The sequence below is a fragment of the Flavobacterium turcicum genome (genome assembly GCF_011365745.1).
Taxonomy (GTDB): Bacteria; Bacteroidota; Bacteroidia; order Flavobacteriales; family Flavobacteriaceae; genus Flavobacterium; species Flavobacterium turcicum.
In genome coordinates this window covers 702,405-715,629 of record NZ_JAAOBY010000001.1, presented here as the reverse complement: position 1 = coordinate 715,629, position 13,225 = coordinate 702,405, and the positions used below count along the sequence as shown (strand labels likewise).

General features: G+C 35.0%; 13 protein-coding genes and 1 tRNA gene. 2 read left to right on the top strand and 12 right to left on the bottom strand.

The features are described 5' to 3' along the window. Nucleotide 1 precedes the first annotated feature (1 nt). Complete coding sequence (locus G9Q29_RS03120; protein ID WP_166133181.1) at nt 2-1,513, top strand: GH3 auxin-responsive promoter family protein; 1,512 nt, start codon at nt 2-4, stop codon at nt 1,511-1,513. Nucleotides 1,514-1,640: 127 nt separating this feature from the next. Beyond that, nucleotides 1,641-2,942: a DUF2927 domain-containing protein gene (locus G9Q29_RS03115; RefSeq protein WP_166133180.1), complete on the top strand. Its 1,302-nt coding sequence runs from the start codon at nt 1,641-1,643 to the stop codon at nt 2,940-2,942. 120 nt (nt 2,943-3,062) lie between these two features. Here G9Q29_RS03115 and serB read toward each other — a convergent pair whose 3' ends face one another. The 12 genes from serB to G9Q29_RS03055 all read right to left on the bottom strand — a co-directional run bounded on the left by serB (nt 3,063) and on the right by G9Q29_RS03055 (nt 13,105). Then, the gene (gene serB, locus G9Q29_RS03110; RefSeq protein ID WP_166133177.1) at nt 3,063-4,295 is read right to left on the bottom strand and encodes a phosphoserine phosphatase SerB; all 1,233 of its coding nucleotides are present in this window, start codon (nt 4,293-4,295) and stop codon (nt 3,063-3,065) included. A 239-nt stretch (nt 4,296-4,534) separates the two neighbouring features. After that, a complete protein-coding gene (locus G9Q29_RS03105; RefSeq protein ID WP_166133175.1) occupies nt 4,535-4,945 on the bottom strand; it encodes an SRPBCC domain-containing protein in 411 nt (136 codons plus the stop codon). Between the two features lie 132 nt (nt 4,946-5,077). Then, complete coding sequence (gene clpX / locus G9Q29_RS03100; RefSeq protein ID WP_166133173.1) at nt 5,078-6,310, bottom strand: ATP-dependent Clp protease ATP-binding subunit ClpX; 1,233 nt, start codon at nt 6,308-6,310, stop codon at nt 5,078-5,080. Between the two features lie 77 nt (nt 6,311-6,387). Continuing rightward, nucleotides 6,388-7,062 carry an ATP-dependent Clp endopeptidase proteolytic subunit ClpP gene (clpP, locus tag G9Q29_RS03095; RefSeq protein WP_166133171.1) on the bottom strand — a complete coding sequence of 225 codons (675 nt, stop codon included), beginning with the start codon at nt 7,060-7,062 and terminating at the stop codon, nt 6,388-6,390. A 420-nt stretch (nt 7,063-7,482) separates the two neighbouring features. Further along, nucleotides 7,483-8,808: a trigger factor gene (locus G9Q29_RS03090; protein WP_166133169.1), complete on the bottom strand. Its 1,326-nt coding sequence runs from the start codon at nt 8,806-8,808 to the stop codon at nt 7,483-7,485. A 437-nt stretch (nt 8,809-9,245) separates the two neighbouring features. Further along, a tRNA-Glu gene (locus G9Q29_RS03085) sits at nt 9,246-9,317 on the bottom strand. A gap of 214 nt (nt 9,318-9,531) precedes the next feature. Further along, on the bottom strand, nt 9,532-10,266 hold the full coding sequence (locus G9Q29_RS03080) for a DUF3347 domain-containing protein (protein WP_166133167.1): 735 nt from the start codon (nt 10,264-10,266) through the stop codon (nt 9,532-9,534). 39 nt (nt 10,267-10,305) lie between these two features. Further along, entirely contained in the window at nt 10,306-11,109 is an 804-nt protein-coding gene (locus G9Q29_RS03075; protein ID WP_166133165.1) for a hypothetical protein, read from the bottom strand. After that, nucleotides 11,110-11,631, bottom strand: coding sequence for a heavy-metal-associated domain-containing protein (locus tag G9Q29_RS03070; protein ID WP_166133163.1), 522 nt, complete (start codon nt 11,629-11,631; stop codon nt 11,110-11,112). Between the two features lie 4 nt (nt 11,632-11,635). Then, complete coding sequence (locus G9Q29_RS03065; protein ID WP_166133161.1) at nt 11,636-12,106, bottom strand: TlpA family protein disulfide reductase; 471 nt, start codon at nt 12,104-12,106, stop codon at nt 11,636-11,638. 84 nt (nt 12,107-12,190) lie between these two features. Beyond that, nucleotides 12,191-12,577, bottom strand: coding sequence for a heavy-metal-associated domain-containing protein (locus G9Q29_RS03060; protein WP_166133159.1), 387 nt, complete (start codon nt 12,575-12,577; stop codon nt 12,191-12,193). A 156-nt stretch (nt 12,578-12,733) separates the two neighbouring features. Then, the gene (locus tag G9Q29_RS03055; protein ID WP_166133157.1) at nt 12,734-13,105 is read right to left on the bottom strand and encodes a hypothetical protein; all 372 of its coding nucleotides are present in this window, start codon (nt 13,103-13,105) and stop codon (nt 12,734-12,736) included. Between the last annotated feature and the right edge of the window lie 120 nt (nt 13,106-13,225).

Below are 13,225 nucleotides of genomic sequence, written 5' to 3'. Positions count from 1 at the left end.
AATGCCTTTAACCATCATTAATTCGTTTGCCTCTTGGGTTTTAAAGCAAAGAATTCATCAGATAGAATTGTTCCTAAAATACCCGAACGAGGTTCAGGAGGAATTGCTTATGAACTTGATACAAGCCTCGAAAAATACGGTTTTGGGTAAGGAATACGATTTTGCATCTATAAAATCGTATGCTACTTTTACATCACGCGTACCTATTTCTACCTACGAAGAATTGCAACCCCTTATTGAACGAACGCGACAAGGAGAACAAAATGTTTTTTGGGAAACTCCTATAAAATGGTTTGCCAAATCGAGCGGTACCACCAATGCCAAGAGTAAATTTATTCCCGTAAGCAACGAAGCATTAGAAAATTGTCATTACAAAGGCAGTAAGGACTTGCTGTGTTTGTATTTGAATAATAACGAGGATTCGGAGTTGTTTATAGGCAAGAGTTTACGCTTAGGTGGAAGTTCTCAAATTTACGAGGACAAAAATACTTTTTTTGGTGATTTGTCGGCTATTTTGATAGAAAACATGCCTATTTGGGCGGAGTTTAGCAGCACGCCAAGTAACAAAACATCGTTAATGAGCGAGTGGGAAACCAAAATTGCAGCTATTATTAACGAAACTAAAAACGAAAATGTGACCAGTTTTGCTGGCGTTCCTTCCTGGATGTTGGTTTTGATGAACAAAATGCTAGAGGAAACCGGCAAAGGCAATTTACTGGAGCTTTGGCCTAACTTAGAAGTCTATTTTCATGGCGGCGTCAATTTTGAACCGTACCGCGAGCAGTATCAAAAAATACTTCCTAAAAAGGATTTTAAATACTATGAAATATACAATGCCTCCGAAGGTTTTTTTGCCATTCAAGACTTAAATTATTCTAGTGATTTGTTGTTGATGTTGGACTACGGGATTTTTTATGAGTTCATTCCGATGGATACTTTTGGTACTCCGAATCAAAAAATTATTCGACTGGCAGATGTAGAATTGTTTAAAAACTACGCCATCGTGATTACGACCAACTCTGGTTTGTGGCGCTACATGATAGGTGATACGGTGCGTTTTACCTCCTTAAATCCCTATAGAATTCGAGTTACAGGCAGAACGAAACATCATATCAACGTTTTTGGCGAAGAATTAATGGTCGAAAACACCGATCAAGCCATTGCACAAGCTTGTAAAATTACCCAAACCGAAGTGGTGGATTATACCGTGGCACCCATTTTTATGGAAGGCAAAGAAAAAGGCGCTCACGAATGGATGATTGAGTTTAAAAATCCTCCTGCTGATATAGCTCAATTTCAGAAAATTTTAGATGAATCTATACAAGCGCTCAACTCTGACTACGAGGCCAAACGCTACAACAACATGACTTTAAACCCTCTGGTAATTAATGTAGCTCGTAAAAATTTATTTTATGATTGGCTCAAAGACAATAGCAAGCTTGGTGGACAACACAAAATACCGAGATTATCCAACCAGAGGGATTACTTGGAGCAATTGAAGGGGTTGCAGTAAAAGCACAAGTAAATTACTTATAAAACCTCATTTTAATGCTCGTATGAAGGTCAATTCCACGAATTATTAAAAATTAATAACATGAGGCAAACTTTAAATGTTATTAATCAATATGCAAAAATAAACTATGAAAAATATTTTCTCCCTAATAATGATTTTTATTTTGTTCAGTTGTCAAAACTTTTCCCAAAGCAATCCTGTTATTATCCAAAAAAATAATATCAAAAAGTTACAAAAAAAATATTCAGCAGAGGCATTCAATTATTTGTACGAAATAGCATTTCAAACAGACAGTTACAAGGAGAGAATAACTACAAAAAAATGGAAAACTGATATCAAGTATTTTATCCAAGGGGATACTTTGACCAATGACACTAGGTATGTAAAAAATTGTGTAGAAAAATTAAACAGTTTAAATTTACCAATAAAGTTCTTAATCGTAAATGATAGTATACAATCAAATGTGATAATCTATTTTGGTGATAGAACAAGCTTAAAACATTTTAATATTTCATCCAATACACTAGGCCGATATATTCCTTTTGTAAAAAATAGAGTTATCTACAAAGGACAGATAGTTATAGTTGATGAAGAGAGAAATCCAATAAAGAGAGAGGCATTACTACTAGAAGAAATGACACAAATTATTGGTTCTTGTGATGATAGTTTTTCTTATCCAGAAAGTGTGTTTTTTGAAGGAGAAAATTCTCCAATAAATTATACAGAACTCGATATTGAAGTTATGAAGCTAATATATGATCCATTGTTTCCAGTGGATTATTCTCTAGGACAATTTGAAAAAGATTTTGCAAATATTTTAAAGTATGTAGACTCATCTAACAAGTTAAAAAAATATATTGTTAAAAATAAGATAAGTAAATCAACACTTGAAGAAATTAAAAAAACGTGTTATATAGAAAATGAGTTTTACAAACACCCAAAAATAGTTCCAATTTACATATATGGATTTAATAAATCGGATTCTATTTTTATTGAAAAATCAATAAAATCTATTAATACAATCTCAAAAAACCTTATTTTAAAGCTTACAAAAAAAGATGATTTGTCACCAATATCAGGTATTTCAATAACATTAAAAGAAAAAGAAACACAAGATACAGATACTGAAACAACAATATTAAATGAAAAGGGAAAACTGTTTAAATCTAAACGAAAAGAAAGTACTGTTCTAATAAATCATAAAAAATCTATTGATATTAATAAAAAGCACAGTGTCATTCTTAAATCACTTTATAAGTCATTAGGACCTACAGAAACAGCAAAATTCGATATAGATTGGTTTATCAATAAAAATAATGAAATTATAATTGCTAAGAAATACACCGACATATTAAAAACAATTTATCAGGATGAGTTTGTAGATGGTTTTTCTATAGATGATCTTGAAGATTTAATCACGGATTTGTAGTAAAGAGCAGTCAAAATCAACTTTAGAAACGTTAAAATACCGAGATTATCGAATCAGAGGGATTACTTGGAGCAGCTCAAAAACTTGTAAAAAGATTATTTCCCTAAAAAAATTGTACTCCTACTCCATCATGTCAATATGTCGATCATGGTAGCCTAACAAGTACAAAACACCATCAAGACCTAAGCTAGAAATAGAACTTTCGGCTTTTTCCTTTACAGTTGGTTTGGCATGAAAAGCGATGCCTAATCCTGCTAAATTCAACATCGGTAAATCATTCGCGCCATCACCCACTGCAATAGTTTGATTGATGTGAATGCCTTCTTTGTCTGCAATGGCTTGCAGGTATTCAGCTTTCTTTTTACCATCAACAATTTCGCCCAAATAATTGCCCGTTAATTTTCCGTCGATGATTTCCAGCTCATTAGCGTGTACGTAATCAATACCCAATTCTTTTTGCAAATACTTTCCAAAAAAGGTAAAACCTCCGGATAGTATGGCCGTTTTGTATCCGTAATATTTCAAGGCTTTCATTAAGCGATGCGCACCTTTGGTTATGGGTAAATTTTCGGCAACGGTTTGTAACACGGCTTCACTCAAACCTTCAAGTAAAGCCATGCGTTGTTTGAAGCTTTCGCTAAAATCAATTTCGCCATTCATAGCTGACTCGGTTATGGCACGCACTTGCTCACCTACTCCAGCAAGCTCTGCCAATTCATCAATTACTTCGGTTTGTATGAGCGTCGAATCCATATCAAAACACACCAAACGGCGGTTTCGTCGGTACATATTGTCTTCTTGAAATGAAATATCCACATCTAATGATCGGGAAATTTCCATAAAACTAGCCGTCATAAACGACTTGTCAACGATAGTTCCTGTTACCGAAAGCTGAATGCAAGCACGAGGAAATTCTTCTTTTTCAATGATAGATACTCTGCCCGTAAGGCGTTTAATTGCATCAATATTCAAGTTTTGATTGGATAAAATACGAGTCACAGCAGCGATTTGTACCGCAGTTAGACTTTCGCCCAAAACATTAATTGTGTAACGTTGCTTGCGTTGTCCTTTAACCCAAATTTCATAATCATCGATAGAAATGGGAATGAACTTCACTTTTACACCTAATTCATACGCTTTAAACAACAAATCTTTTAAAACTGGTCCCGATGTAGAGCCTGCTTTGATTTCGAATAGAATGCCCAGTGAAAGTGTATCATGAATATCGGCTTGACCAATATCTAGAATAATAGCGTCATAATTTGCTAAAATAGAAGTTAAACCAGCGGTTACTCCAGGTTTGTCTTGACCTGAAACTTTTAATAAAATGACTTCTTTATCTGCTACTTGCATACGATTGGCTTTAAAATACCAAACAAAAATCGACAATTGAAAGGGGATAAAAAAAAATAAAATTCCTTTTTGCACACAAAAACAAATCCGATAATTTAAGTACAAAAAAACCTGTTCAAACGAATGAACAGCTTGCTGTTTTTACGAAAATCGCAATTTATAGCGTAAATCAAAAAATGTAATCTAAGTTTTTCTACCGTTGGAGATGATCAATTTCAAGGTAATGCATTGTAAAAAAATTAAAGATTTGCCTCTTCAACATATTTTTTAAAATTATCTAAAATAGCCTGCCAGCCTTGTTCTTGTAGTTCTTCTGAATTTTCTGTTTCGGGATCAAAACGTTCAGTGACTTTGGTACCTGCTTCATTTTGCTCAAAAGTAATTTTTACTTTTCTACCATCTGTTATTTCATATTCTATTACCGAAAAATCTAAAACAGTAGTATAGACTCCTTCAAAATCAAAGCGCATGGTATCATCTTTAGAAGCCATTGTGTATTTGAATTTCCCGCCCACTTGCAAGTCAATTTCCGCAAAAGGAGTATACCAGTCATCAGAAGCATTGTTCCATTTCATGATGTGTTGTGGTGTTGTCCATTTTTCCCAAACTTGTTCTATAGGAGCGTTTATGGTGTTTTGTACTGTTATCATTTGAAGTTGCTTTTATCAATTAGGATTATAAAATTACAAAATAATTAAAATCGGTTCTCATTTTTACAACTAATAAAAAAACCTGCTCAAATGAATGAACAGGTCTCTATATTTTAAACAGAAATTGATTTGTTAAGAAGCAATCTCCAAACGTTTCAATAAATTTTTACTCAAAGCTTCCTCTGCATATTCTTGATTGATCTCGAGTACTTTATCATCTGAACTTGGTAATTCATACATAGCATCCGTTAGAATCGCTTCGCATAGGGAACGCAAACCACGAGCACCTAATTTGTATTCTAAGGCTTTATCAACAATAAAATCTAAGGCTTCGTTGGTAATGGTAAAAGTAACATCGTCCATTAAAAACAGCTTTTCATATTGCTTGATTAAGGCATTTTTAGGTTCTGTTAAAATAGAACGCAAAGTTGCTCTATCCAAAGGATCCATGTGTGTAAGTACCGGCAAACGACCAATGATTTCTGGAATTAATCCAAAATCTTTGATGTCTTTTGGGATGATGTACTGCAATAAATTGTCTTTGTCAATGGCATCTGCTGTTTTTGAAGTAGAATATCCTACAGCCTGACGGTTCAATCGTTTCGAAATAATTCTTTCGATACCATCAAAAGCACCTCCGGCAATAAACAGAATGTTTTGCGTATTTACCTCAACAAATTTTTGGTCTGGGTGCTTTCGTCCGCCCTTTGGTGGTACATTCACAACGGTTCCTTCTAATAATTTCAGTAAGGCTTGTTGTACTCCTTCGCCAGATACATCACGTGTAATAGATGGGTTGTCACTTTTACGTGCAATTTTGTCTATTTCGTCAATAAATACAATTCCACGTTCTGCTTTCGCCACATCATAATCAGCAGCTTGTAGCAAACGCGTTAAAATACTCTCTACATCTTCACCTACATATCCTGCTTCGGTTAGCACGGTAGCATCTACGATAGCCAAAGGAACATCTAACATTTTTGCGATGGTTTTGGCCACCAATGTTTTTCCGGTTCCAGTTTGCCCTACCATAATGATGTTGCTTTTTTCAATTTCAACCTCGTCGTCTTGCTGCTGTTGCATCAATCGTTTGTAGTGGTTGTAAACAGCTACAGACATTACTTTTTTGGTTTGGTCTTGACCAATTACATATTGATCTAAGAACGCTCTTATTTCTTTCGGCTTTTGCAAAACCAAATCGCTTGCTAGCGCGCTACTACTTGAAGTTCTTAATTCCTCAAGAACAATACCGTGCGCTTGCTCAATACATTTGTCGCAAATATGCGCTTCGATACCTGCAATTAATAATTTAGTTTCTGGCTTTTTTCTTCCACAAAACGAACATTCTAATTTTTCTTTCGCCATATTTTTTGTTTCAAGTTTAAAGTTCCAAGTTTAAAGTTTCCATAATAACTTTAAACTTGAAACCTGAAACCATTTTTTTATCCTCTTCTCAACACTTCGTCGATCATTCCGTATTCTTTTGCCTCATCTGCTTTCATCCAGTAATCGCGTTCGCTATCAGCGTGTACTTTTTCGAATGATTGTCCAGAATGGTGCGAGATAATGTTGTATAACTCTTCTTTTAGTTTTAACATTTCTCTTAAATTGATTTCCATATCAGTAGCAACACCTTGTGCTCCGCCTGATGGTTGGTGAATCATAACACGAGAGTGTGGCAATGCAGAACGTTTTCCTTCGGCACCAGCGCATAATAATACTGCACCCATCGATGCTGCCATACCTGTACAAATTGTAGCTACATCAGGCTTAATGTACTGCATGGTATCATAAATTCCTAAACCAGCATAAACGCTACCTCCAGGAGAATTCAAGTAAATTTGAATGTCTTTTGAAGCATCGGCGCTTTCTAGGAATAACAATTGTGCTTGTACTATGTTAGCAATTTGATCGTCAATTCCAGTTCCTAAAAAGATAATTCTATCCATCATCAATCTAGAGAAAACATCTAATTGTGAAATGTTTAATTGACGCTCTTCAATAATATAAGGTGTCATATTAGTTGGGTTCATTGCTGCAACGATTTTATCGTAGTACATGGCATTTACCCCTTGGTGCTTTGTAGCAAATTTTTTAAATTCTTTACCGTAATTCATTTGTATAGGTTTAAAAGTTTGTAAGTCTAATGTTTGAATTATTAACAACGCAAAGGTTGTACCTCTTTCGAATTGGTGCCAATATGTCTTGTTTTTAGCCCAGATTGAAGTGGAAAGCTTTTTGAATTCCGTTTTTTAGTTTTTTTATTCATGCAAAGCGACCAAAGGAAGCTCTTGCAGGAATTTAAAAAAACAGAAACGGAAGAAAAAACTTAGAACGTAAAGCTGGATTGGCTCCTGAAAAAATGAGCTATTCATTTCAAACAAAAGAGCGCCAAAAAAAATTTTCTGACGCTCAAATATAACTATTTTTTATCGTTTTGCATTTGTAATAAAATCTTAAAATTTGAAACAAAAAACGAAATTGTTTTCCGATTTTTCAACTTTTGACTTTATAACATTTGACTTTACGACTAGAATTTATTCTCCGTATGAAGCAGCAATAAACTCTTCGTAAGTAACCTCTTTAGTAGTTGGGTTTGCTTTTTCTTTGAACAATTCTAATAACTTTTCAGCAACAACTTGGTCTGAAAGTCTTTTTACTTCGTCTTGGTTTGATAAAACACGAGCTACAATACCTTGCACTTCTTCGTCAGTTGGATTTGTTTGTCCGAACTGAGCCATTTGCAAACGAATGTTTCTTGTGGTGAAATCTTTCAAGTCTTCAAAAGTAATTTTGATGTCAGATTGTGCCATAGCTCTACCTTCGATCAATTGAAAACGCAATCCTTTTTCAGAACGTGCATACTCAACTTCAGCTTCTTCTGGAGTTAATTTTTTCTCGCCTACAGTTTGCAACCATCTTTTTAGGAATTCAGCTGGCAAATCGAATTTTGTGTTTTCAATTAACCATTCTGTAACATCGCCTAATAATTTTTGATCTGCTTGTTGCGCGAATTGGCTTTCAGCATCTTCTTTGATTTTAGTTTTCAACTCCTCAAGAGTAGAAATTACACCTGCACCAAATAATTTATCAAAAAGCTCTTGGTTCAATTCAGCCAATTCAGCCGTGTTGATCGCCTCAATAGTAAATTCAACATCAACTGCTAAACCGTGAACGTCATCATGAGCCACTTTCATTACATCCATCAATTGGTGATCATCTTCAAATAAACCGCTAGTGTTTACTGTTACAACATCACCTACTTTTTTACCAATAAACAATTCAAATGTAGCTGCATCTTTAAAAAGATCTGCTGCAATTGTAGTACTGTTATTGATTCCTTTTTCTTCATTTAAAAAAGTACCTGTAACATCGCTGTTAGCCGCTACAACCTCTTGAGGAATAGCCGTACCAAATTGTTTTTGAATTCTAGCTACTTGACCATCAATTAATTTATCGTCAGCAGTTACTACATATTTTACGATTTCATTTTTAGCCTCTAAGTCTAAAGTGAAATTTGGTACTAAACCAATTTCGTACTCAAAAGTTAATTCTTCAGCATCCCAATCAAAGTTTTCATTAGCGATTGGTAGTGGAGTTCCAAGAAGGTTCAATCTTTCAGACTGCACAAAACGCTCTAACGCCAAGTCAACCACTTTTTGTACTTCTTCTTGTTTGATTTTTTTTCCGTATTGTTTTTCAACAAGATCTTTAGGAACTTGCCCTTTTCTAAACCCTTTTACAGTAGCCAAAGGCATTTTCTCGTTGATTCTTTTTGCTACTTGACCTTTGTAATCCATGTGTACAACGGTCATTACAATTTTCTCGTTTACTGCGTCTATTGCTACTCTTTTGATATCCATCTTGTTCTTTACTTTACATTAGAAATTCGGTTGGCAAAATTATAAAATTTTTACACGCTAACCAAGTTTTTCATACGCGAACCTTTTGCCTTGAAATTCAACATCTTTTCACCACTAAAACCCCTTATAATTCGGCTTATTTAGGCGTGCCGCACCGCCGTTTCTCTATGGTGCGTCAGGCTGTTCGTTCCCGCTTTTGGGGTTTTGCCCTGCGGGACAAAAACCCAAAGAGCTCCACTGCCATCCTTCACGCGGCACAATTTCCGAACACGACTTTGATAAAACCACGAAAAATTATTCGCAAAATTATCTAGAACACCACAAAATTGAATTAACCCCAATAAAAAAAGCCTCAAGAATTACTTCTTGAGGCTTTAACTAATTGCGTACAGTTGCAAAATAATACAGATAATCTTTCTTAATACTTGCGTTTTTTGTAGCCCGTAGCGGAATCGAACCGCTCTTACATGGATGAAAACCATGCGTCCTAACCGATAGACGAACGGGCCTTGTTTTGTATTGCGGGTGCAAAATTAGAACTTTTTTTGAATGTTGCAACACCATTTACAAAAAAAATACTTTTTTTTTAATTACGACAAAAACAAATTACTAATTATCAATACAATACTACTATTTTCTAAAACAAAAAAAAATATTCTTTAGCTAATTCAAGAAGCTGGCTTTATAATTGAACCAGCTTCCTGTAGTAACATTACTAATTTATTACTGCACAGCGCCAATTCTTCGACCACAATGCAACATCTCTGCACCAAAATACGGATTGACCACATCTTTCGTTTCACTTATCCAATAACCGCTTTTACCATTCTCGTACATCGGGCAATAATCTTGATACAAAACCTGCATGGTGCCATAGGTTTTAATGAAGTCGAACATGTTTTTACTCAGTTTTGCAAAATATTCTCGCTGCTCACTTATTCCTCCGGGAAAATCTCCCACGTAACTGGTGTTTTCTCTCATTTCTTTTACCAACTTAGCATATTCAGCCGCTGCTTTTTTATCTGGCGAGCTAGACTTTAGTACGTCTAAATTGTATTTCATATTATTAGCCAATACGGCTGCATTTCCAGAATCATCTCTTGTTAACGCATTTTTTACTTTTAGATAATCCTCCACTATTTGCTCCGTTGGAAAAGCTTGTTGTTTTTCGGCACGAATTTTAATTTTACGCAACGAGACATCCTCATCCAACGTATCTCCTGCAATAGTCTCGTTATTCTTATAAACCTTCGTTTCTAATTTCTCCGTAAGCTCCATGCCACATTCTGGACACTCTGCACCAGACTCGCCTTTCACATTCGGGTGCATCGGACATGAATATAACGCCGCACTTGTTTCTATTTTAGAATCCTTAGTTTCTGTTGACGAATTGTTTTTAGAATTGCAGGAAACAGTGACTACTGCCCCTAGCAAGACTGCTATAATGGTATTTTTCATTTGTTTGATATTATTATTCTAATTTACTATTTTAAGAACTTACTTGGTTGTGTTAAAAAAAGTATACTCTAATTTCAACAACACACTATTGGTTGCCATTCGGCTCATATTACTGTAAAGCTGATGACGGTAGGCCAAATCTATTCGGGCCTGACTATTCACAATAAATTGAATTGACGGCACAACATCCAAAAATGACTTTCCGTTATCATTTAGGCGCTGACCCAAAAACTCCACCATTGCATTGATATTAGTCTGCTCAAAACTAGTATATTTTTTGGGATGCAACAATTGTCCTATCGACAAAGAATAATTTAAACCACTGTTAGATTGCAAAGCAGGAAAAACAAAGTCGCCATTATTCAATGCGCGCTCATAACTAACTGTGGCACTAATTGCAGTTTTGTTTACCAATTGCGTTGCAACCAAACCAGTTTCGTAGCCCGAGTTCATTCCCATAGTTTCAATTTCTTCTTGAAAAATAGGAGCGCTGTTAGCGCTCAATCTCCCGTATGCCGCCAAACGAAAATGGCTGTGCAAATCATCACTGGAAAAAAAGCGGTATTTAGCATACACGCTTCCGCCTTGTAACTTGAATTGATTCTGAGTGGTATTCAAAAAAGCGGTAGCATGAACCATCCAGTTTTTGTTAACTCCCCACATCACCTCAGGCATGGCGTGAAAATTAGTCTCTCCTTGCTTGTTCCAAGTAAGCATCGAGGCTTGACGCACACCTATTGCTCCTGTTGGCATATTGCTTGCCGGCTCTGTCATTACAAATAATTCTTGCGCATTTATTTGTATCGTAAAAAAGGCCAGCATCAATAAAATAAAATACTTCATCTAAATTGATTTTACCAAATACGTATTTTCTTGACCCAAAAAATCAGCATACTTGGCAAGCATTTTAGCCGACTTTTTGAATTCTTTTTTAGTTACAAAACCCTCATTAAGCACTTGTATTTGTAAAGATCCAGCTGATTTTTTACCTCTTTCTACAAACACGTAGGTTCCTGATTGATTTTGTACTTTTTCATTTTCTTGTCCATTTACAGCTCCTAAATCAACAGTTAATACTAACGACCCAATAAAAAAACCAGTTTTCTCGATACTATTTTTCAACGCTTTTGGCGTTAAAGTATTATTTGCTTTTAACTGTACCGTAAATGTATTGGTATTCAAATCAGTCGATACACTTTCAACTTCTGGCATTGATTTCAATTGCTTGTTTATGGCATTGGAACACATCGAACACGTTAATCCTGTTGCCACAATCTCCGCTTTCGAAATTTGCGCGTTTCCTTGAACCACAGCCAAAACAAATAGGACAGCGGTCAACACGATTTTTATTTTACTATTTTTCATATATTTATTTTTTTAACTGAGCTGCAATTTGATCTAAGCTCGGGTTAATTGCCACTAATTTTCCGTTTTTGTCAAACAAGAAAGCACTTGGTAATTGTTCTACGCCAAAAAGCGCTGCAACCTTTGCCTCAAAACCATTCGGATCAATCAATTGCACGTTTGACAACTTGTCTTTTTCGATTGCGGCTAACCATTTGTCTTTTTTGGTATCAATCGAAATTCCGATCATTTCAAAATTCTTTGCCTTATTAGCAGTGTAAAAAGGCCCTAATTTTTTGTTAGCAATTCGGCATGGCGCACACCAAGACGCCCAAAAATCAACCAAAATTACATTGCCTTTAAAAGATGCACTCGATACACTTACTCCCTTTTGATTCAAAAGTTGAAAACTCGGCATTGCATCACCTATTTTTAATTGCGCATTTGTTGTTGTCATACCTAGTATTACAAACAACATCATAACTATTTTTTTCATAATTCTTTTCTTTTAAATTTTAATTTATTGAATAGTTTCAATAACCTTACCACAACTTAACTTTTGTAATTAGATAGTTGTTTTTTAGTTTTCAGACTCCTTTTTGATAACTGGCGCAGTATCTAAACTTGTTTCACGATCGTACTGGCAACAACTATGCAAATTATTATACACTTCATCTGCAGCTTTAAAACGGGTGCTATCATAACCAGCAGCAGCTACCCTTTTCAAAATTTCATCTTGCGATGTTACTTTACTGTCATAAGTAAGGGTTGCCATTTTGGTGTCTTTGTCCCACACTACGGTTGCTACCTTTTTAACAGAACCCGCTTTTTCGATATTGCTTTTACACATACCGCAATTTCCGTTGATTTTTACCTTCTCGGTAACTGAATTTTTAATTTGTGCGCTTGCACCTACTACAGATAACAAAAGCGTTATTGCCATCAATATTCTTTGAATTGATTTCATTGTTTTGATTTTAAATAATTGAAAATTTAGAATAAGGAAATAACAAAATGAGGCGACAGCCAAACAGTTATAAATCCATTAATTCTTTTTTGAAAATAATTGATCCCTTTTAGGAATATACGAAGAAAATACACTTTTGGCTGTTGCCAAAAGAATTTAGCTTATTTTAGGTGGAAGCCAAATTGCACTAAAATCATTTGAAATAAACACTTTAGTGTAAAAATAAGGAGTTTGTTTTGTTGAAAAACCGAATACTACCGATTTAAAATCAACATCAATAGCGTTAGTCAAGCCTAGAACCAAACTTGAACTACCACAAGATAAATCTTTACAAGCACCACTGCACTTTTTAGAAGAATCTTTTGATGAAGAGGATTGTTTTTTGCAGCACTTTTTGTCAGTTGACGATGTTGCAGATTTCTTTTTGCAACAAGACATCTCTACTTTTTGACTACAAGCCATAGCTTCGCTTGGCATCATCAAGAAGCCAAAAACTAGGAAAAGCAAAATGTAAATTCTTTTTGTCATGCTACAAATTCAGTAATACAAAAGTATTAAAAAGACAAATGCAAACAAGCAATTAACTGCTAAATAGCTGTTAAAAATGCAGTTAAAAAAAATCTCGATGCCTGAACTGTCGTAAACAGC

Coding starts and splice junctions, on each gene's coding strand:
- G9Q29_RS03065 (WP_166133161.1), bottom strand. CDS start 12,106: ATGAAAAAAATAGTTATGATGTTGTTTGTAATACTAGGTATGACAACA.
- G9Q29_RS03060 (WP_166133159.1), bottom strand. CDS start 12,577: ATGAAATCAATTCAAAGAATATTGATGGCAATAACGCTTTTGTTATCT.
- G9Q29_RS03105 (WP_166133175.1), bottom strand. CDS start 4,945: ATGATAACAGTACAAAACACCATAAACGCTCCTATAGAACAAGTTTGG.
- G9Q29_RS03115 (WP_166133180.1), top strand. CDS start 1,641: ATGAAAAATATTTTCTCCCTAATAATGATTTTTATTTTGTTCAGTTGT.
- serB (WP_166133177.1), bottom strand. CDS start 4,295: ATGCAAGTAGCAGATAAAGAAGTCATTTTATTAAAAGTTTCAGGTCAA.
- G9Q29_RS03055 (WP_166133157.1), bottom strand. CDS start 13,105: ATGACAAAAAGAATTTACATTTTGCTTTTCCTAGTTTTTGGCTTCTTG.
- clpX (WP_166133173.1), bottom strand. CDS start 6,310: ATGGCGAAAGAAAAATTAGAATGTTCGTTTTGTGGAAGAAAAAAGCCA.
- G9Q29_RS03080 (WP_166133167.1), bottom strand. CDS start 10,266: ATGAAAAATACCATTATAGCAGTCTTGCTAGGGGCAGTAGTCACTGTT.
- G9Q29_RS03120 (WP_166133181.1), top strand. CDS start 2: ATGCCTTTAACCATCATTAATTCGTTTGCCTCTTGGGTTTTAAAGCAA.
- G9Q29_RS03090 (WP_166133169.1), bottom strand. CDS start 8,808: ATGGATATCAAAAGAGTAGCAATAGACGCAGTAAACGAGAAAATTGTA.
- G9Q29_RS03070 (WP_166133163.1), bottom strand. CDS start 11,631: ATGAAAAATAGTAAAATAAAAATCGTGTTGACCGCTGTCCTATTTGTT.
- clpP (WP_166133171.1), bottom strand. CDS start 7,062: ATGAATTACGGTAAAGAATTTAAAAAATTTGCTACAAAGCACCAAGGG.
- G9Q29_RS03075 (WP_166133165.1), bottom strand. CDS start 11,109: ATGAAGTATTTTATTTTATTGATGCTGGCCTTTTTTACGATACAAATA.